Origin of the sequence: Corallococcus sp. RDP092CA (assembly GCF_041903675.1) — a bacterium.
Lineage (GTDB): Bacteria > Myxococcota > Myxococcia > Myxococcales > Myxococcaceae > Corallococcus.
Genome location: NZ_JAYESI010000005.1, coordinates 202,245 through 220,456 on the forward strand (window position 1 = coordinate 202,245; position 18,212 = coordinate 220,456).

Genomic DNA, 18,212 nt, shown 5'->3' on the forward strand with positions numbered 1-18,212 from the left:
GCAGGCGAGGGGGATGCGCGGATGTTCATCGGGTACATGAAGTCGACGCCGACCACGTACGTGATGCAGTACCGGGACGGCGCGGTGGTCCGCGAAGGCGCGGGCCTGTCGTTCCTCTACTGGAAGCCCGCGACGACGCTGGTGGCGGTGCCGCTGTCCAGCGCGGACGTCCCGTTCGCCTTCAACGAGGTCACCCGAGACTTTCAGCCGGTGACCCTCCAGGGGCAGCTGACCTACCGGGTGGAGGACCCGCGCCGGCTGGCGGGGCTGCTGGACTACTCCATCACCCCGGCGGGCCGTCACCGCTCCGACGACCCGGAGAAGCTGGCGGACCGGCTGGTGCAGGCCGCGCAGGTGCGCGCCCGCGCGGTGGTGCAGTCGCTGAGCCTGCGCGAGGTGCTGGTGCAGTCCGACCTCCTGGAGTCCCGCGTGCTGGCGGCGCTGGCGGACGCCGAGTCCGTGAAGTCGCTGGGCGTGCACGTGATGGCCTTCTCCGTGCTCTCCATCCAGCCCACGCCGGAGATGGCGCGCGCCCTGGAGGCCGCCGCGCGCGAGGCGCTCCAGCGGGAGGCGGACGAGGCCATCTACGCCCGCCGCAACGCGGCCGTGGAGCAGGAGCGCCGCATCAAGGAGAGCGAGCTGGCCACGGAGCTGGTGGTGGAGGAGCGCCAGCGCCAGATTCGCGAGGCGAAGATGGCCGCGGACATCGCGGTGGAGGAGCAGCGCGCCGCCCTCATGGAGCGCTGGGTCCAGAACGAGCGCCAGTCCGCGGACGCGCGCGCGTACACGCTGGAGAAGACGCTGGAGCCGGTGAAGGCGGTGGACTGGAAGACGCTCCTGGCCACGTCCGCCAACGGCGGCGACCCGGCGCTCCACATCGCCCTGGCCTTCCGCGAGATGGGCGAGAACGCGCAGCGCATCGGCGAGCTCAACGTGTCGCCGGACCTGCTGCGCTCGCTCCTGCCCGCGGCCTCCGGCCCGAACCCCGGACCCCGCCCGGACCCCGCGCCGGCCGCGGCCCCCAAGCCCGGCCGCGCGGACGTCCACCGCTTCGACCGCTGACCGGCCCCGGAAAGGATGCACGCCATGTTCGAGAAGGTGGTGCTCGTCACGCGCAAGACGCGGCTGGCGGACCTGGTGGTCCGCTTCAACACCAAGAAGCAGGCGAAGTTCTACGTGGAGCACAACGGCCAAGACTTCAACGGGTTCGAGGCGGAGGACGACACGTACCGCCGCGCGGTGGACGGCCTGCGCGCGCAGCTGGACGTGGGCCTGCCGGTGCAGCAGGTGGACCGCTCGCTCGTGCCCACCTTCCTCTTCACCGGCAAGGAGGTCGTGGTGGCGGTGGGCCAGGACGGCCTCGTCGCCAACGTGGCCAAGTACGTGGGCAGCCAGCCGCTCGTGGGCGTCAACCCGGACCCCGCGCGCTTCGACGGCGTGCTCCTGCCCTTCCTCCCGCGCGACGCCCGGGGCGCGGTGCTGCGGACGCTGGAGGGCCGCGCGAAGGTGCGGCAGGTGCAACTGGCGGAGGCGCGGCTCCAGGACGGCCAGCGGCTGCTCGCCTTCAACGACCTGTTCATCGGCGCGCGCACCCACGTGTCCGCCCGCTACCAGGTCCGCCACGGCGGGAAGGAGGAGTCGCAGTCCTCCAGCGGCGTGCTCGTGTCCACCGGCGCGGGCTCCAGCGGGTGGCTGTCGTCCGTGTTCGCGCTCGCGCAGGGGCTCACCCGCTGCACGGGCGGCACGCCGGGGAAGCCCTGGACGCTCGGCTGGGAGGACGCGCGGCTCGCCTTCGTCGTGCGCGAGCCCTTCGTCAGCCGTCACTCCAGCGCGGGCATCGTCGGCGGCTTCGTCACCGCGCAGGAGGAGCTGGTGCTCGAGTCCCGCATGCCCCAGGGCGGCGTCATCTTCAGCGACGGCATGGAGGAGGACTTCCTCACCTTCGGCGCCGGCGCCACCGCCCGCATCCGGCCGGCGGAGCAGCGGGCCCGCCTGGTCGTCCACTGAGACACCGCACCCGATGCGCCAGGTCCCTGGACTCCGGTACGCCCCGAGTACCCTTGGACCTCGCGGGGCCTCCTGGGTTTTCCAGGTGATACCGCCGCGTCCGTGCCATGGCCCGCCCGGCTCCCTACCCACCGAGCGGGGACGCCGGGCTCGCCCCGCGGGGCACGCACCGCGCGGGCGCGTGGCGCATCTCCTAGAGCGTGGGGAGACCGCGCCCGGCTCCCCGTCCGGCAGACGACACCCTGTCCCTTCCCCGGACCTGAAATTCCAGGCATGGTGGGCGCAGTCGCCTTACCTTCGAAGCGAAGTGGTTGGGGCAGCGGTTCCCAGGTGCAGGCGGAAACCTTCACCGGAGTTGCGTCCGGTCGTTGATGGGCGTAGGACGCAAATTCTCCCGGGAAGTGGCTCAGGGGTGATCCATGGTCGGCCTCGTCATCGCATCGCACGGGCGTCTCGCGGATGAGCTTGTCTCTACCGCTGAACAGATTGTGGGCAAGCTGCCCGCCGTGGCCACCTGCAACATCGAGCCGGGGGCTCCTGTCGAGGACCTCCGGGCCAAGATGAAGCAGGCCGTGAAGACCGTCGACGAAGGGGACGGTGTCATCATCATGGCCGACCTCTTCGGAGGGACCCCCTGCAAGGAATCGCTGATGATGTGTCAGCGGATGAATCTGGAAGTCCTGGCTGGCGTCAACCTGCCCATGCTGCTGAAGGCCAACTCGCTCCGCTCGGAGCAGCTGGCGCTGTCGGACATGGCCCACCAGCTGGCGTCGTACGGCCAGCGCAACATCACCTGTGCATCCGCCCTGCTTCGCGAGGCCCAGCAGCAGCCGCGAACTTGACGGACCCGCACGGGTCGGCGATTCGAGACTGCCGTGATCACCCTGGTCCGCGTCGACAACCGCCTCATCCACGGTCAGGTCGTCGAGGCCTGGCTCCCCCACCTCAAGGTGTCCCGCGTGGTGGTGGCGGATGATGAGGCGGCCTCCAGTCCCCTCATCCGTGCCGCCATGGCGCTCGCCGTGCAGAGCGCCATCGAGGTGCAGATCCTCCCCCTGGCCGAGGTGGACTTCGCCGCCCTGTCCAGGGACGGGGTGCGCACCCTGGTGCTCTTGAGGGACGTGGCCTCCGTGCCCTTCGCCTTCCAGCACGGGCTGGCCATGGACCAGCTCAACCTGGGCAACGTGCACTTCGGCACCGGGAGGCGGCAGGTGTCGCCGTCCGTCTTCCTGGCGGAAGGCGAGCTGCAGGCGCTCCAGCAGCTGTCCGCGCAGGGCGTGCGCGTGGAGGCGCGCGCCGTGCCCGCGGAGAAGGCCGTGGACCTGCCGGACCTGACCGAGCGCTGGTCGAAGGCCGGGTGAGCCGGTGAACGTCGGCTGGACCCAGGTGGCGCTCGCGTGTCTCTGGGGGGGGCTGGTGGCCGTGGAGCGCAAGGCGTTCCTCCAGGCCATGCTGTCCCGCCCCCTGGTGGCCGCCACGTTCATGGGCGGCCTGCTGGGTGACGTGGGCGGGGGCCTGTCCGTCGGCATGCTGCTGGAGCTGTTCTACCTGGGCACCGCCAACCTGGGCGCGTCCCTGCCGGAGAACGACACGCTCGCGGCCACCGGCACCGCCGCCGCCGCCGCCACCCTCACCGCCGCCACCGGCGCGGGCTCCACGCCGGCCATCTGGTCGCTGGCCGTGCTGCTCTTCATCGGGCTGGGGCGGGTGGGGCGCCGGCTGGACCGGCTCCTGGAGGGCTACTCGGCCCGGCTCGCGCGCGTGGCGCTGGCGTCCGCGGAGGCCGGCAACCTCACGCGCGCCATGCGGCAGAACCTGTGGGGCATGTGGCCCCACTTCGTGGCCTACGGCGCCCTCACCGGCGCGTGCGCGCTGGCGGGCTACTTCCTGGAGCCGGTGATGGTGGCGCTGCCGCACGCGCTGGTGCGGGGCCTGGCGTGGGCGTACCCGGCCATGGCGTCCGTGGCGGCGGCCATCGCCGCGCAGTCCAGCCACGCGAAGCGCGCGCCCCTGTACGCGGGCCTCGCCGCGGCGGCCGTCACTGCGGCGGTGGTGCTGGTGCAGCTGCAGGAGCAGCGGCCATGAGCACCACGCCCACGCCCGTTCCCGCCGCTCCCGCCGCCGCCCAGGCCTTCGCGCCGCCCGCGCGGCTGTCGCGGGGCACGCTCCTGCGCGTGTTCCTGCGCTCGCTCTTCCTCCAGGCGTCGTGGAACCCCAAGGGCATGCAGAACCTGGGGCTCGCGTACGCCGTCTACCCGGCGCTGGCGAAGCTGTACCCGCCGGGCCCGCTGCGCGAGGCGGCGGTGCGCAGGCACCTGGTGTTCTTCAACACGCACCCCTACGTGGCGGCGGCCATCGTGGGCGGCGTGGTGAACCATGAGCAGAAGATCGCCCGGGGCGAGGAGACGCCGGACCGGGTGGTGGGCTTCAAGGCGGCGCTGATGGGGCCGCTGGCGGCGCTGGGGGACGGGTTCTTCTGGCTGTCGCTCAAGCCCGCGGTGGGCGGCCTGTGCGCGGCGATGGTGCCGCTGCTGGGCGTCTGGGCGGTGGCGCTCTTCCTGGTGCTCTACAACCTGGTGCACCTGCTCTTGCGCATCCGGCTGTACTGGCTGGGCCTGAGCCTGGGGGACCGGCTGGTGGAGGCCGTGGCGCGGGTGAACCTGCCCGCCAAGGGCGCCCGGCTGCGGGGCGTGGCGGCGGCGAGCGCGGGCGGCCTGGCCGCGTGGCTGGCGGTGAGCTTCGGGGCGACGGCGGGCGGGACCTGGGCGCCGTTCCTGGCGGTGGGGTGCCTGGCGGTGGGCGTCCTGGCGTACGTGCTCGTCAACCGGCGCGTCCCCACCTACGTGGTCCTCTACGTCGCGGCGGGATTGGCCTGCGCGGCGGGCGCCTTTCTGTGAGTACGAACTGAAGAGAGAAGCGGGAGTCGCACGATGGCCAGTGAAGCCAAGGGAACCTTCGAGATCATCAACGCGCTGGGGCTGCACGCCCGGGCCGCGGCGCAGATGGTCAAGGTGGCCAACCGCTTCAAGAGCGAGGTCACCATCGAGGCCTCCGGGCAGCGCGCCAACGCCAAGTCCATCATGGGCGTGCTGATGCTCGCGGCGGCCCAGGGCACCCAGGTGACCCTCACCTGCAAGGGCGAGGATGCCGAAACCTGCCTGTCCGAATTGAAAAAGCTCATCGCGGACCGGTTTGGCGAAGCGCAGTGAGCGTCAAAGGGGCGTTAGACTCCCCATGAGGTCAGGAAAAACGTGACCAGCCAGGCCACCCCTACACTCAGGTTGACGGGCATCGGCGCCTCCCCGGGCGTGGCGGTGGGCCACGCCTTCATCCTGGACCGCAAGCGCATCCGCACCCCCAAGCTGCGGCTGGCGGACGCGGAGGTGGAGCCCGAGCGGATGCGGATGAAGACCGCCATCGACCTGTCCGACCGCCAGCTCGCGGAGCTGAAGGAGCAGATCACGCGCACGGAGGGCAGCGACCACGCCCTCATCCTGGAGGCGCACCGGCTGATGCTCCACGACCCCATGCTCGTGGACGAGGTCAACCGCCTCATCGTGGAGGACCGCATCAACGCGGAGTGGGCGGTGCGCCGCACGGCCCGGAAGATCAAGCACCTCTTCGACAACATCCCGGACGAGTACTTCCGCGAGCGCCGCTCGGACGTGGACTACGTGGCGGACCGCATCATCCGCAACCTGATGGGCCAGGTGGTGGACGAGGAGGTGGAGGTGCCCGCGGAGGCCATTGTCGTCGCACATGACCTGCCGCCCGCGGACGCGGCCATGATGGCGCGCAGCGGGCGGGTCGCCGGTTTCGTCACGGACCTGGGCGGCCAGACCAGCCACACCGCCATCGTGGCCCGCGCGCGGGAGACGCCCGCGGTGGTGGGCGCGGGGCGCGCGAGCGAGCAGATCTCCCCGGGCGACCTCGTGGCCATGGACGGCACGCGCGGCATGGTGCTGGTGAACCCCACGGAGGACCAGCTCACGCTCTTCCGCGAGGAGCAGCGCCGCTACCTGGAGAGCGAGCAGCTGGCGCTGGCCACGAAGGACCAGCCCGCGGTGAGCACGGACGGCTTCCGCATCCGGCTCAACGGCAACATGGAGTTCCTGGAGGAGATCCCCTCGCTGCTGGCGCACGGCGCGGAGGGCATCGGCCTGTACCGCACGGAGTTCATGTTCCTGGACCGCAAGACGGCGCCCACGGAGGAGGAGCACTACCGCGCCTACAAGCAGGTGCTGGAGGCCATGGGCGGCCGGCCCGTCACCATCCGCACGCTGGACCTGGGCGGCGACAAGGTGCCGGGCAAGACGAAGCACGAGAAGGAGCCCAACCCGGCCATGGGCCTGCGGGCCATCCGCTACTGCCTGTCCAACCGGGAGCTGTTCCGCGTCCAGCTGCGCGCCCTCCTGCGCGCCAGCGTGCACGGCAACCTGCGGCTGATGTTCCCGCTCATCTGCGGCGTGAGCGAGCTGCGCGAGGCGCGCAGCGAGCTGGAGGCGTGCCGCACGGCGCTGGGACGCGCGGGCGTCCCGGTGGGCAAGCGCTTCCCGGTGGGCATCATGGTGGAGACGCCCAGCGCGGCGACCATCGCGGACCGGCTGGCGCAGGAGGCGGACTTCTTCTCCGTCGGCACCAACGACCTCATCCAGTACTCGCTGGCCATCGACCGCCAGAACCGCGAGGTGGCGTACCTCTACCGGCCGCTGCACCTGTCGGTGCTGCGCATGCTCCAGAGCATCGTGGACGCGGCGAAGTCCGCCAACATCCCCGTCTCCATGTGCGGCGAGATGGCGGGCGACCCGCTCTTCACCCTGGTGCTCCTGGCGCTGGGCTTCGACGAGCTGTCCATGACGTCCGGGCAGATCCCCGTGGTGAAGCGCCTGATGCGCCGGGTGAGCCGCGGCGAGGCCGTGGAGATGCTCCAGGGCGCCATGGAGCTGACCACCGCGGAGGAGATTGAACGCTTCGTGCGCACGGAGATGGACCGGCGCTTCAGCAGCCAGGAGGGCTCGCTGCTGGCGCCGGCGAGGGATCCGGAGCCGGAGCCCGTGTAGGCCCGGCTCCCCTCGGCCGAATGCGGGGGGAGGGGGTCGCCGTTTCCCGGCGGAGTGCACACGTTGGCCGGACACGAGCGCAGGAGGCGGCAGCGTGTTCAAGCCAACGGACATTCAGCGAGGCATGACGGTGCGGGACCGGGACGGCGAGGCGCTCGGCGGCATCGTCGCGGTGGACCCGCGCGGCTTCACCATCGGCAGGGGGCGCATCCTCGAGCGGGAATACCCGGTGCGCTTCTCCGACGTGGCGGACCTGGACGGGGATGACGTCTACCTGCGCCGGGACCTGGCCAGCCTCCCGGGCGCCGTGCTGGCCGAAGGCGCGCTCGACCTGGACGAGGAGACGCGCCAGGACCGCGAGGACGCGACGCACGCACCGCACCGGCCGGTGGCCTACACGCACGACCTGACGGGCGCGCTGGTGCCCATGGAGTAGCGGGCCGCCGCTCGCGCGCCGCCCTTCACCTGGGACGGGAGTCGTCGCCACCCGCGACGGCCCCGTCCTCGTTGCTTTCGTCGCCGCCGGCGTGGCGGCTGTGCATGGGCGACAGCAGCCGGGAGAGGGGGCGCAGCACCACCAGCGACAGCAGGGCCAGGGCCACGGTGGCGCCGGCGGCGACGTAGAGGCCCAGGCCGCACGCCAGGCCCATGGCCGCCGTCACCCAGAGGTTCGCCGCCGTGGTGAGCCCCTTCACCACGCCCCCGTGGCGCAGGATGACGCCCGCGCCCAGGAAGCCGATGCCCACGACAATCTGGCTGGCGACGCGGCTGATGTCCGTCTGCGTGCCGCCCGGGGACTCGCCGGGCCGCAGGAGGTGCTCCGTGTAGACGCTGGAGAGCGTGAAGCAGCACGCCCCCAGCGCCACCAGCATGTGCGTGCGCAGCCCCGCGGCCTGGTTGCGCGCCTCGCGCTCCACGCCCAGCACGCCGCCCAGCAGCGCGGCCAGCGCCAGGCGCCCGATGATGACTTGAGGATCCACCGGGGCGCGACGCTACTCGCCCAGGTCGATCTTCTCGTCCTTGTCCGCGTCGTTCAGTTCGGGATTGGGCAGCGTGTCCAGCGTGGCCACCAGCAGCTTGTAGGACGGCACCACGTAGGGCTCCACGTCCTGGCCCAGCGCGGTCACGTACTGGTCCTTGCGCTCCACGTACTTCTTGTCCTCGGAGTCCCAGCTGCCGCCGGCCTCCGCGGCCCACACCTCCTGGCCGTCGCGGCAGCGGATGAGCTGCGCCTTCACCGCCACCTCCGCGCCGTCACCCACGCGCTTCACCGAGGGGTCCAGCCAGAGCACGCCCTCGATGCCCTCCTCGCACTGGGCCTTGAAGGTGGGGTCCGTGGGGCGCTCGGGGAGGGACGTGTTGGCCTTCACCAGGTAGTCCCGGTTCTGGTTCAGCCACTGCCGGGCGATGAGGCTCCACAGGTCCCCCACGTACTGCTGCCCCGGCGGGAATGGCTGCGTCACCACCGCCAGCCGCTTCACCTGCAGCCGGTCCACCGTGGCGTAGTCGGGGCGCAGCCGCTGGCTCTTCACCGTGCTCGCGCAACCCGTGAGCACCATCAGGCCCAGCACCGCGCCCACCCGCTTGAACGTCCCCATGGCTCGAAGCTCCCGAAGAAGTGAACGGCCCCGCGCTCCCCGGTGGGGGAGGGCGGGGCCGTGAGGTCCGGCGCGGATATTAAGCGCTTCCTCCGCGCTGTCAGGCGGCGCGTGTGGAGGACGTGTCGCCGCCCGTGGCGGAACCGCCCTCTGGCGAACGCCCGGCGTCCTTCTGCCGCTTGTCGTGCATCAGCTGCATCACCGCCGCCAGCACCGTGAAGGACACCAGCAGCGTGGTGATGAGGCCGATGCAGGCCACGAGGCCCATGGAGCGCAGGCCGTTGTGGCTGGCCACCAGCAGCGCCGCGAAGCCCGCCACCGCCGTCAGCGTGGAGGACGCCACCGCCGCGCCCACGCTGCGCAGCGCCACCAGCGGGGACGTGCCCTCCAGGAAGCGGTGCAGGAGGTAGAGGCCGTGGCTCACGCCGAAGCCCAGGAGGATGGGCAGGATGATGATGTTCATGAAGTTCAGGCGCAGGTCGAACAGCGCCATGAAGCCCATCATCATCGCCAGGCCCACCGTCAGCGGAATGACGGACGCCAGCGCCAGCTTGGCGTTGCGGAAGTCCGCGAAGTGCATCACGAGGATCCACAGCGCGGTGAGGATGACCGTGAGCTTCGCGTCCTTGAGCACCATGCGCGCCAGCGACGCGTACAGCTGCGTGGCGCCCGCGGCGCGGAACTCCTTCTCCACCGGCGCGCCCGTGGGCCCGGCCTCCGTGAACTTGCCCGGCGTCACCAGGGCCTTGATGGAGCTGGTCTGGTCCGCGAACTGGAGCATCTGCTTGCCGTCCCACAGGTCCACGCTCGGGTAGATGAACGTGAGGTAGCCGTGGTTCTCCGGCTTCGTGCTGGGCAGGTGGCGGAACTGCGAGGCGTAGATCTCCGGCACGTGGTGCACGTCGAAGGGCCGCGCCTCCAGCATCTTGAAGAACAGGGCCGCCTTCTCCTGCGTCTCCGGCGGCAGCGCCTTCACGTCGATCTCCTTCAGCTCCTCCTGCCACTCCTCCAGGATCTTCGCGTTCGCCTGGGCGATGCCCTCCGGCGGCACGAAGGTGAAGAGGCTCATCACCTGGGAGATGGCGGGGCGCTTCTTCGGGTCGCTCGTCAGCTCCTTGTAGAGGGCCTCCGTCTCCGCCAGGTCCTTCGTGTAGACGGCGAGCGGGTCGCTGGCGATCTTGAAGCGCGCGTTGATCTCATCCTGGAGCACCACGGACGGCTGGTTCGCCGGCATCAGCGCGCGGGTGTTGTAGTTGAAGCGCACGCCGTAGGGCAGCCGCGCGAAGAAGCCCGCGTCCGCCGGGGGCTCGCCGCTCTTCCACGGGATGGCCGCGCCGCACACCACCGCCACGATGACGCAGCCCACCGCCAGCACCAGGCCGGGGCGCGGGATGCGCAGCTCCTTGCCGGACGCGCTGTTGGTGGGCGGCGGCTTCATCACGCCGATGAGCTTCTGCGGCAGCTCCGGGTTCCTGCGGCCCGCCAGCGCCAGCAGCGCCGGGCACCAGGAGAACAGCGTGAAGCCCAGCATCAGCGTGCCCGTGCCGGCCAGGAAGCCGAACTGGGAGAAGCCTTTGAACTCGCTCACCATCAGCACGTAGAACGAGCCGGCCACCACCACCGCGGACACCAGCGCCGGGCGGCCCGCGTTGATGACCGCGTCGCGGATGGCCACGTCGTAGCGCTTGCCCGCGCCCAGCTCCAGGCGCGTGCGGAAGATGAAGTGGATGCCGTAGTCGATGCCGAACCCCATCAGGATGCCGCCCAGGATGGAGGTGATCATGTTGAGCTCACCCAGCGTCGCGTAGGTGAAGCCCAGCGTGTACAGCGTGCCCGCCACCGTGCCGCTCACCACGATGAGCGTGGGCGCCCACTTGCGGAAGAACGCGATGGTGATGGCGAAGATGGCGATGAGCGCGATGATGGTGACTGGCTGGAGCGAGTCCTCGATGGCGTACGAGTCGTCCACCGCCGTCTTGTAGGAGCCCGTGAAGCCGTAGGCGACCGTCTGCTTGTCGCCCATCTTGTAGTAGTCCTCCACCAGCTGCACGCCCGCGGCGTTGCTCCGGGAGTACGCCTCCAGGTCCCTGCGCAGCTTGTCCACGTACTCCTTCGTCTTGCCGATCTCGTTGGTGTCCCACATCGGCTTGATGAGGAGCAGCAGCAGCTTGCGGTCCTGGGAGATGTAGTAGTCGTCCGCGATGCTCTTGTTGCCGACGCTGGAGTACTTGTCGACCAGGTCCTGCAGGTCCAGCTTCACCGGCTCCGTCTTCTTGATCTCGATGTAGAAGGGGTTCGCGCGGCGGATCTGATCCTTGAGGAACGCCATGATGCGGCGCTTGCCCTCGGCCAGGTCCTCCGTCTTCACGAACAGCACCATGTTGTTCTGCACGAACTCGACGGGAATCTTGTAGGTGACCGAGCGCGCGTTGGCCTTGTCCTCGCCCACCATCTTCGCCACGTCGTCCGCGACGCGCTTGAGGGTGGGCTCGTCATCGCCGCGCAGCGCGACCATGAAGAAGCCGCTGCCGCCCACCATGTCGATGACCCGCTTGACGTCCTTCACCTCCTGCAGGTCCTGGGAGATGAGGTCCAGCTGGTTCGAGTTGATGGTCAGCTTCGACGTGCCCCACAGCGCCAGGCCGAGCAGCAGCAGCAGCACGGCCATGACGGTGCCGGGGCGCCGGACCAGCATCTCGGCGTAGGCAAGGGCGAGGCGGGGCGGGGGATGGGACGAGGGATTGCCGCTCATGGGCGCCGGACCCTATCTCCGAACGCCCCCGCCCGGAAGCGAAGCCCGGGATGCCTGTCCGCCCCACCACCGCGCGAGACAGGGCCTCCCACCTCACGGGGAATAAACCGCGACTTCAGTGTCCTGGAGGCCCGGCCAGGGGGAGGACGGGGACCTCCGCCTCGCCGGTGGCGGGCTCGTCCCGGGGCGGGATGAGGAAGGGGAGCGGGCTGCGCAGGAAGCGCAGGAACACCGCGCCCAGGAAGCGCAGGCCCTGGCTCACCGGCACGTCGCGGGCCCGCAGGGCCACGCCCAGGGCGAGCGCGAAGGACACGCTGAAGTTGACGATGCCGACCACCAGCACGCCCGCCACGGCCGCCAGGAAGCCGGGCTCCATCACGGCGGAGGTGCCCAGCGCGCAGCCGGCGAGGGCCAGGGAGGCGAAGGAGAAGGTGACGTGCCGCACGTCCAGGTGGAGGCCGAAGAAGCTGCCCACGCCCGGCGCCACCGCCAGCAGCACGCCCAGGGAGACGCTGCCCCCCACGCCCGCGGCGTGGTGCTCGAGCGCGTCCGCCACCTTCCGCGCGCCCTTCTCGCCCACGAGCGCGCGCAGCACCCGGTGGTGGGCCAGCGCCTCCGGCAGGCGGCGGTAGACGATGAAGTTCTCGAACCAGCCCGCGGCCACGCTGGACGCCCAGAGCAGCACGCCCGTGAGCGCGGCGTAGAGGAGCGTGGCGCTCTTCCAGGGGTGGAGCGTGTCCACGACGGAGCGGGCCTTCTCCTGGGACAGGAACGCGTGGCCCGTGAGCGCCTGGAAGCCCAGCGCGAGCGCCACCGCGACGGGCAGCACGCACCCCAGGTTGCCCAGGATGGCCGCCAGTTGGGAGCGGGTGACGCGCGGCACCAGCGCCGCCAGGCGCTCCATGCGGCGGGGGCCGCTGTCCGGGCCCGAGTCCTCGCCCACCGCGGCCGCCAGCGTGGAGGCCGTCATGGAGGGCTGCTTGGTGGCCAGCGTGAAGCCCAGCAGCTGCATCAGCACGAAGCCGCCCGCGTAGTTGAGCGCGACGAAGAGGCCCGCGAAGAAGGGGGCCAGCGGCAGGGCGGAGAGGGCGAACTTCAGCGCGGCGGCGAAGGCGGTGATGAACCCGCCGCCCGCCGCCGAGTGCACCATCTGGTGGAACTCGGCCTGCGTGGAGGTGATGTAGTGCTCGCCGGTGTTGCCGGTGCGCTCGATGATCTTTCGCGCCAGCATCCGCGAGTTGCGCCGCACCAGCGCGCGCACGGAGCGGTCCGCGTGCGCGAGCCGCAGCAGGTCCGACAGCAGCGCCAGCGCCTCGCGCCAGCGGGGCTCCCCGCGCGGCGCGCCCAGCACCCGCGCGATGGCCTCCATCCGGTCCAGGCCGCGCCGGATGCGCTCCATCCGGTACACCAGGTCCACGCTGACGCCGGAGTCCTCCAGGTGCTGGGTGACGGTGCGCACCACGCCGCGGCAGTCCTCCACCACGCGGGCCAGGTCCGACAGCGCCTCCATGGCCCCGTCGCGCGCCAGCACCGCGTCGCACACCAGCCGCAGCCGCAGGAAGGGCGACGCGCGGAAGGGCATCTCCGGGGTGCGGTCGCGCACGTCCTCGGCCAGCCCCAGCCCCGCCACCTGCACGCCCAGGAGGAGCAGCGCGTCCATCAGGTCCCCGCGCACCCGCGAGGACGGGGTGGGCTCCGGTGGGGGCGGCTCGCCCACCAGCGCCGTCAGCCGCGCCAGCAGCATGGGGGACAGCGCGCCCAGCCACTCCGCGTCCTCCGGCACCGGGAACAGGCGCAGGAGCAGCTGCGACAGCTTGCCCGGCTCCGGCGGCGCGGGCAGCACGCCGCGCACGAAGCGGTCCGTCAGCTCGGAGAAGAAGCCGTTGCCGGTGCTCAGGCCCACCTGGGCGAAGAGCTTCAGCCCCCGGCTGTTCGCGAACACCCCCGCCACCAGCCGGGTGACGGACGCGCGCAGGGCGGCCTCGCCCTCCAGCACGCGCACCAGCAGGGCCAGCCGGGAGTTCGCGGGGGACAGCGACCGGTCATCCGCGTCCGTGAGGCCGTGGGCGGGGATGCGGTCGCGCATCCAGTGCATCCACCGCTCCACCCACGCCAGGCGCTGCTCCAGGCCGTCGCTGGGGACATCCGACAGCAGCCGGAGCAGGTCCCGCACGGCGGGGTGTCCCGGGGCCCGGGGGGCGTACTGGACGCAGAACGCGTCCATCTCGCGGTCGGACGGCGCGCCACGGAGCAGCAGCTGCGGGGCGGGGCTCGAAACAGTCATTCGCCAGGCGCTCCGAGGAGGGGGGAGCGCCCGAGCCTACCCGGCCCGCGCCTCCCCCGGAACCTGAAGGGACGGCGAGGGCCTGGCTGCCTGGCTGCCTGGGCGCGGGGTGGCTGGATTACTTCAGCTTCACCGAACCGAGCTCGTCGTTCTTCTTCCGCATGGCGCCGAGCAGCGCGTCCCAGCCGCCCTCCTTGAAGAGGGGGCGGACCTGATCATCGCGGATGCCGGTGAGCATGGAGTCGCCGAGCACGGACACGTCCACGACCTTCCAGCTGCTGCCCACCTTCTCCACGGCGTACTTCAGCTTCATCTCCTGCTTCTTCAGCGGGTGGTTGATGAAGATGGTGGAGCCCACGAGCGCCTTGTCGCCCGTCACCTGCGGCTCGTCGTAGGTGATGGAGTCCAGGTTCTTGAAGTTCTCGCGCACCTTGGGGAAGGCGATCTTCGCGAACAGGCTCTGGAAGAGCTGGGTGAACTCCTTGCGCTGGGCGTCCGTGGCCTTGGTCCACTCGTCGCCCAGCAGGAACAGCCCCTGCTGGTCGCTGCCCAGGTTCTCCAGGGCCTTGAGGTCCTTCTCGTAGCGCACGGACTGCACCACGGTCTTCACCGGCTTGGTGACGGCTTCGGAAGCCTTGGGCGCGGCGAGCGCGGGCGCGGCGAAGGTGAGGGCAACCAGGAAGGGAAGGGTGCGAAGGCGGGCGATGGCGTTCATATGGGTCGGTGACCTCCAGAAGAAGGGCGCGGGTCCTGTAGCCCAGGGGAACGCCGCGCGAACCATTAAATTCATCTGGCGGGCGGCCATACCCTGCACGTCGGGGCCGCCTGCCCGAAGGGCGCTCCCACCGAATAATCCCCTGTCTCGGCAGGTTTGACTCTGCTGGGACCGCACGTTTAGTGTCCGCCCCCTGCGCTGCGTCACCGAATAAGCGCGAAGCCCGAGAAGACATGCCTACCGACTTCCTGTTCACGTCTGAATCCGTCACCGAGGGCCACCCGGACAAGATCGCCGACCAGATCTCCGACGGTGTGCTCGATGCCATCATCGCCAAGGATCCGCAGGCGCGCGTCGCCGTGGAGACGCTCGTGAAGACGGGCCTCGCCATCGTCGCGGGCGAGGTGACGACGAATTGTTACGTGGACATCCCGAAGATCGTCCGCTCGACCATCACGCGCATCGGCTACACGGACAGCTCCATGGGCTATGACGGCCACACGTGCGGCGTCATGGTGGCCATCGAGGGCCAGAGCCAGGACATCGCCCGGGGCGTGGACAACAAGAAGGACCAGGGCGCCGGCGACCAGGGCATGATGTTCGGCTTCGCGTGCGACGAGACGCCGGAGCTGATGCCCGCGCCCATCCACTACGCGCACCAGCTCACCCGCCGCCTGGCGGAGGTGCGCCGCAAGAACCACCCGTGGATCCGCCCGGACGGCAAGAGCCAGGTCACGGTGGAGTACAAGGACGGCAAGCCGCTGCGCATCGACGCGGTGGTGCTGTCCACGCAGCACTCGGATGACGTCTCCAACAAGAAGATCCAGGAGGCCATCCGCGAGGACGTCATCCTGAAGGTCCTGCCGAAGAAGCTCATCGACAACAAGACCAAGTTCTTCATCAACCCCACGGGCCGCTTCGTCATCGGCGGCCCCATGGGCGACTCGGGCCTCACGGGCCGGAAGATCATCGTGGACACCTACGGCGGCATGGGCCGTCACGGTGGCGGCGCGTTCAGCGGCAAGGACCCGTCCAAGGTGGACCGCTCGGCCGCGTACATGGGCCGCTACATCGCGAAGAACGTCGTGGCGGCGGGCCTGGCCAGCCGTTGCGAGGTGCAGGTGTCCTACGCCATCGGCGTGGCGGAGCCTGTCAGCGTGATGGTGGAGACCTTCGGCACGTCCAGCGTGCCGGAAGAGCAGATCGCCCGCGCCGTGCGCCAGGTGTTCGGCCTGCGCCCGCGCGAGATCACGGAGCACCTGGACCTGCTGCGGCCCATCTACCAGAAGACGGCCGCCTACGGTCACTTCGGCCGCTCGGAGAAGGAGTTCACCTGGGAGCGCACGGACAAGAAGGACGCGCTCCGTGAGGCGGCCTCCTCCCCCGCCCCCAAGGCGCGCACGCCCCGCCTGAAGGCGGTCTGACGCACCCGCGCCGTTCCCTGGAAGTTCGCGCGCTCGTCCCGTCCCGGGGCGAGCGCGTTTTCATTTCCGGGCGGGGCGCGTGCGGTGGGCGAGCGCACACGGCGGGTGAATTGTTAGGACACGGGCATGCCGACTCCGGGTGCCGCGTCTGGCTGGCGCATCGTGCTGCTCACCGTGGCCCCCGCGGTGGCGCACGACTTCACGTTGGCGCTGAGGGCCCAGGGGCACGAGGTGGTGGGGCTGGTGGTGCCGGCGGGCGTCCGGGGCCTGCGTCCGCCGGACCTGGAGCGGTGGGCGGAGCTGGGGCGGCTCTTCGAGGCCGCGCCGCCGTCGCTGGACGTGCTCCTGCTGGGGGAGCGGGCGCACCTGACGCCCCGCCTGGCGGCGCTGAGGCCGGACCTCCTGCTGTGCTTCTTCTTCCCGTGGCGGCTGCCGCCGGAGGCGCTGGCGCTGCCGCGGCTGGGGGCGGTGAACGTGCACCCGTCCCTCCTGCCGCGCTACCGGGGGCCCTGCCCGCTGGGGTGGGCGCTGCGCGAGGACGCTCGCGAGCTGGGGCTCACCTTCCACCGCATGGACGCGAGCTTCGACACCGGGCCCGTGCTCGCGCGGGGGACGTTCCCGGTCCGGGACGAGGACACGGAGGAGGTCGTCTTCGAGAGGCTGATGCTCGCGTCGCGCCGGCTGCTGCCCCAGGTGGTGGAGCGCGTGGCGCGTGGGGACCCGGGGGAGCGGCAGGTGGAGGCGGACGCCACCTTCGCGCCCTTCTTCGAGGTGGCGTACCGGGACATCGACTGGCGTGACAGCGCGCGCGCCGTGCACCTGAAGGTGCGTGCGTGCCGCTTCGCCGGCTGGCGGGAGGGAGGGGAGGACGCGAGGGCCCGGCTGCAAGGCCGCTGGCTGCGGGTGCGGCGCACGCGGGCCTGGCGGGGCGAGGACCTCCACGCGGCGCCGGGCACGCTCCTGGCCCGGCAGGGGGATGAGCTCCTGGTGCAATGCGGGGACGCGCCGCTCTGGGTGGTGTCGCACACGCCGGAAGAGCCCTGAGCGGTAGCGGACAGCCGGGCGGGCGGGGTGGGGGGCGCGGCTGGCGCCTGCCCTCGGGCGGACACACACACAAGGGCATGGCGAAGCCACTGGAAGACCCGTACCCCCTGGTCCAGGTCGAGCACTACGAGCGCTACGTGGGCGCGGAGGTGGTGGAGCGCATCCTGGAGAAGGCGCGCCCGCTGCAGGACCTGCGGGTCGCGCACGTCAACTCCACGTACTACGGCGGCGGGGTGGCGGAGCTGCTGTCGCCGCTGACGCTGCTGATGAACAGCGTGGGCATGGCCACGGAGTGGCGGGCCATCCAGGGGCCGCCGGACTTCTTCAACATCACGAAGAAGATGCACAACGCGCTGCAGGGCGCGGACATCCACCTGACGCAGCTGAAGGCGACCATCTACGAGGAGGTCGTCTACGAGAACGCGGTGCGCAACCGGCTGGACCACGACCGGGTCGTCATCCACGACCCGCAGCCGCTGCCCATCGTGCGGCACAGCCGCAAGCGCGGGCCGTGGATCTGGCGCTGCCACGTGGACCTGTCGAATCCGGAGCCTTCGCTGTGGGCGTACCTCAAGCCGTTCGTGGAGCAGTACGACGCGACGGTGCTGAGCATCCCGGAGTACGAGCGCGAGCTGTCCATCCCGCAGCTGTTCTTCATGCCGGCCATCGATCCGTTCTCCATCAAGAACCGGGAGATGAGCGAGGCGGAGATTGAAGAGCGGCTGCGGCACCACCACATCCCCACGGACCTGCCGCTGGTGGTGCAGGTGTCACGCTTCGACCATTGGAAGGACCCCGAGGGCGTGGTGGCCGCGTGGCGCATCGCCCGCGAGGAGGTGCCGTGCACGTTGGTGCTGATGGGCAACATGGCGTCGGACGACCCGGAGGGGCAGCGGGTCTACGAGCAGGTGACGCGGCACCGGGACGAGCGGCTCATCATCCTCAGCCGCGAGGACACGGCGCTGGTGAACGCGCTCCAGCGCCGCGCGGCGGTGGTGGTGCAGAAGTCGCTGCGCGAGGGCTTCGGGCTCACGGTGGCGGAGGCGATGTGGAAGGGCACGCCCGTCATCGGAGGGAACGTGGGCGGCATCCGGCACCAGATCGAGGACGGGCACAACGGCTTCCTGGTGGACTCGGTGGACCAGTGCGCGCAGCGCATCGTGCAGTTGCTGCGCAACCCGAAGCTGCGCCACCAGCTGGGGCACCACGCGCACGAGACGGTGCGCCGCCGCTTCCTGCTCACGCGCTACCTGGAGCAGTACCTGGACCTCTTCAGCGCGTTCGAGGCCCGCTACCACCTGCGTCCCCTGCCGCACCTGACGACGTGA

At 70.8% G+C, this 18,212-nt stretch carries 17 protein-coding genes; 12 read left to right on the forward strand and 5 right to left on the reverse strand.

What is annotated here, in order from left to right:
* The first annotated feature begins 21 nt into the window (after positions 1–21).
* The 9 genes from U8525_RS08360 (at position 22) to U8525_RS08400 (ending at position 7,503) form a co-directional block, all read left to right on the forward strand.
* A complete protein-coding gene (locus tag U8525_RS08360; protein WP_374263486.1) occupies positions 22–1,062 on the forward strand; it encodes an SPFH domain-containing protein in 1,041 nt (346 codons plus the stop codon).
* A 24-nt stretch (positions 1,063–1,086) separates the two neighbouring features.
* Complete coding sequence (locus U8525_RS08365; RefSeq protein ID WP_374263488.1) at positions 1,087–2,007, forward strand: NAD+ kinase; 921 nt, start codon at positions 1,087–1,089, stop codon at positions 2,005–2,007.
* A gap of 419 nt (positions 2,008–2,426) precedes the next feature.
* Complete coding sequence (locus U8525_RS08370) at positions 2,427–2,849, forward strand: PTS sugar transporter subunit IIA (RefSeq protein WP_374263490.1); 423 nt, start codon at positions 2,427–2,429, stop codon at positions 2,847–2,849.
* 33 nt (positions 2,850–2,882) lie between these two features.
* Complete coding sequence (locus U8525_RS08375) at positions 2,883–3,368, forward strand: PTS sugar transporter subunit IIB (protein WP_374263492.1); 486 nt, start codon at positions 2,883–2,885, stop codon at positions 3,366–3,368.
* A gap of 4 nt (positions 3,369–3,372) precedes the next feature.
* A complete protein-coding gene (locus U8525_RS08380) occupies positions 3,373–4,092 on the forward strand; it encodes a PTS sugar transporter subunit IIC (RefSeq protein WP_374263494.1) in 720 nt (239 codons plus the stop codon).
* On the forward strand, positions 4,089–4,904 hold the full coding sequence (locus tag U8525_RS08385) for a PTS system mannose/fructose/sorbose family transporter subunit IID (RefSeq protein WP_374263496.1): 816 nt from the start codon (positions 4,089–4,091) through the stop codon (positions 4,902–4,904). Before U8525_RS08380 ends, U8525_RS08385 begins: the two co-directional genes overlap by 4 nt.
* 33 nt (positions 4,905–4,937) lie before the next feature.
* Positions 4,938–5,216 carry an HPr family phosphocarrier protein gene (locus tag U8525_RS08390; RefSeq protein ID WP_374263497.1) on the forward strand — a complete coding sequence of 93 codons (279 nt, stop codon included), beginning with the start codon at positions 4,938–4,940 and terminating at the stop codon, positions 5,214–5,216.
* 42 nt (positions 5,217–5,258) lie between these two features.
* On the forward strand, positions 5,259–7,067 hold the full coding sequence (gene ptsP / locus U8525_RS08395; protein ID WP_374263499.1) for a phosphoenolpyruvate--protein phosphotransferase: 1,809 nt from the start codon (positions 5,259–5,261) through the stop codon (positions 7,065–7,067).
* A 94-nt stretch (positions 7,068–7,161) separates the two neighbouring features.
* The gene (locus U8525_RS08400; protein ID WP_374263501.1) at positions 7,162–7,503 is read left to right on the forward strand and encodes a hypothetical protein; all 342 of its coding nucleotides are present in this window, start codon (positions 7,162–7,164) and stop codon (positions 7,501–7,503) included.
* Between the two features lie 25 nt (positions 7,504–7,528).
* Here U8525_RS08400 and U8525_RS08405 read toward each other — a convergent pair whose 3' ends face one another.
* From U8525_RS08405 to U8525_RS08425, 5 genes are all read right to left on the reverse strand, one after another.
* Complete coding sequence (locus tag U8525_RS08405; protein ID WP_374263503.1) at positions 7,529–8,047, reverse strand: MgtC/SapB family protein; 519 nt, start codon at positions 8,045–8,047, stop codon at positions 7,529–7,531.
* Positions 8,048–8,059: 12 nt separating this feature from the next.
* Positions 8,060–8,665: an MXAN_6521/LA_1396 family lipoprotein gene (locus U8525_RS08410; RefSeq protein ID WP_374263505.1), complete on the reverse strand. Its 606-nt coding sequence runs from the start codon at positions 8,663–8,665 to the stop codon at positions 8,060–8,062.
* 100 nt (positions 8,666–8,765) lie between these two features.
* Complete coding sequence (locus U8525_RS08415) at positions 8,766–11,417, reverse strand: RND family transporter (RefSeq protein ID WP_374263507.1); 2,652 nt, start codon at positions 11,415–11,417, stop codon at positions 8,766–8,768.
* A gap of 115 nt (positions 11,418–11,532) precedes the next feature.
* On the reverse strand, positions 11,533–13,701 hold the full coding sequence (locus U8525_RS08420) for a site-specific recombinase (protein ID WP_374263509.1): 2,169 nt from the start codon (positions 13,699–13,701) through the stop codon (positions 11,533–11,535).
* A gap of 118 nt (positions 13,702–13,819) precedes the next feature.
* The gene (locus U8525_RS08425) at positions 13,820–14,416 is read right to left on the reverse strand and encodes an ABC transporter substrate-binding protein (protein ID WP_374263511.1); all 597 of its coding nucleotides are present in this window, start codon (positions 14,414–14,416) and stop codon (positions 13,820–13,822) included.
* 233 nt (positions 14,417–14,649) lie between these two features.
* Here U8525_RS08425 and metK point away from each other — a divergent pair, with 233 nt between their 5' ends.
* The 3 genes from metK to U8525_RS08440 all read left to right on the forward strand — a co-directional run bounded on the left by metK (position 14,650) and on the right by U8525_RS08440 (position 18,212).
* On the forward strand, positions 14,650–15,840 hold the full coding sequence (gene metK / locus U8525_RS08430) for a methionine adenosyltransferase (RefSeq protein WP_374263513.1): 1,191 nt from the start codon (positions 14,650–14,652) through the stop codon (positions 15,838–15,840).
* Between the two features lie 126 nt (positions 15,841–15,966).
* Positions 15,967–16,884, forward strand: coding sequence for a methionyl-tRNA formyltransferase (locus U8525_RS08435; protein WP_374263516.1), 918 nt, complete (start codon positions 15,967–15,969; stop codon positions 16,882–16,884).
* A gap of 77 nt (positions 16,885–16,961) precedes the next feature.
* The gene (locus U8525_RS08440; RefSeq protein ID WP_374263518.1) at positions 16,962–18,212 is read left to right on the forward strand and encodes a glycosyltransferase; all 1,251 of its coding nucleotides are present in this window, start codon (positions 16,962–16,964) and stop codon (positions 18,210–18,212) included.

Bases quoted from the DNA above. Each gene is read 5' to 3' on its own strand.
- U8525_RS08360 (WP_374263486.1), top strand. From the start codon at position 22: ATGTTCATCGGGTACATGAAGTCGACGCCGACCACGTACGTGATGCAG.
- U8525_RS08365 (WP_374263488.1), top strand. From the start codon at position 1,087: ATGTTCGAGAAGGTGGTGCTCGTCACGCGCAAGACGCGGCTGGCGGAC.
- U8525_RS08370 (WP_374263490.1), top strand. From the start codon at position 2,427: ATGGTCGGCCTCGTCATCGCATCGCACGGGCGTCTCGCGGATGAGCTT.
- U8525_RS08385 (WP_374263496.1), top strand. From the start codon at position 4,089: ATGAGCACCACGCCCACGCCCGTTCCCGCCGCTCCCGCCGCCGCCCAG.
- U8525_RS08390 (WP_374263497.1), top strand. From the start codon at position 4,938: ATGGCCAGTGAAGCCAAGGGAACCTTCGAGATCATCAACGCGCTGGGG.
- U8525_RS08410 (WP_374263505.1), bottom strand. From the start codon at position 8,665: ATGGGGACGTTCAAGCGGGTGGGCGCGGTGCTGGGCCTGATGGTGCTC.
- U8525_RS08415 (WP_374263507.1), bottom strand. From the start codon at position 11,417: ATGAGCGGCAATCCCTCGTCCCATCCCCCGCCCCGCCTCGCCCTTGCC.
- U8525_RS08420 (WP_374263509.1), bottom strand. From the start codon at position 13,701: ATGACTGTTTCGAGCCCCGCCCCGCAGCTGCTGCTCCGTGGCGCGCCG.
- U8525_RS08425 (WP_374263511.1), bottom strand. From the start codon at position 14,416: ATGAACGCCATCGCCCGCCTTCGCACCCTTCCCTTCCTGGTTGCCCTC.
- metK (WP_374263513.1), top strand. From the start codon at position 14,650: ATGCCTACCGACTTCCTGTTCACGTCTGAATCCGTCACCGAGGGCCAC.
- U8525_RS08435 (WP_374263516.1), top strand. From the start codon at position 15,967: ATGCCGACTCCGGGTGCCGCGTCTGGCTGGCGCATCGTGCTGCTCACC.
- U8525_RS08440 (WP_374263518.1), top strand. From the start codon at position 16,962: ATGGCGAAGCCACTGGAAGACCCGTACCCCCTGGTCCAGGTCGAGCAC.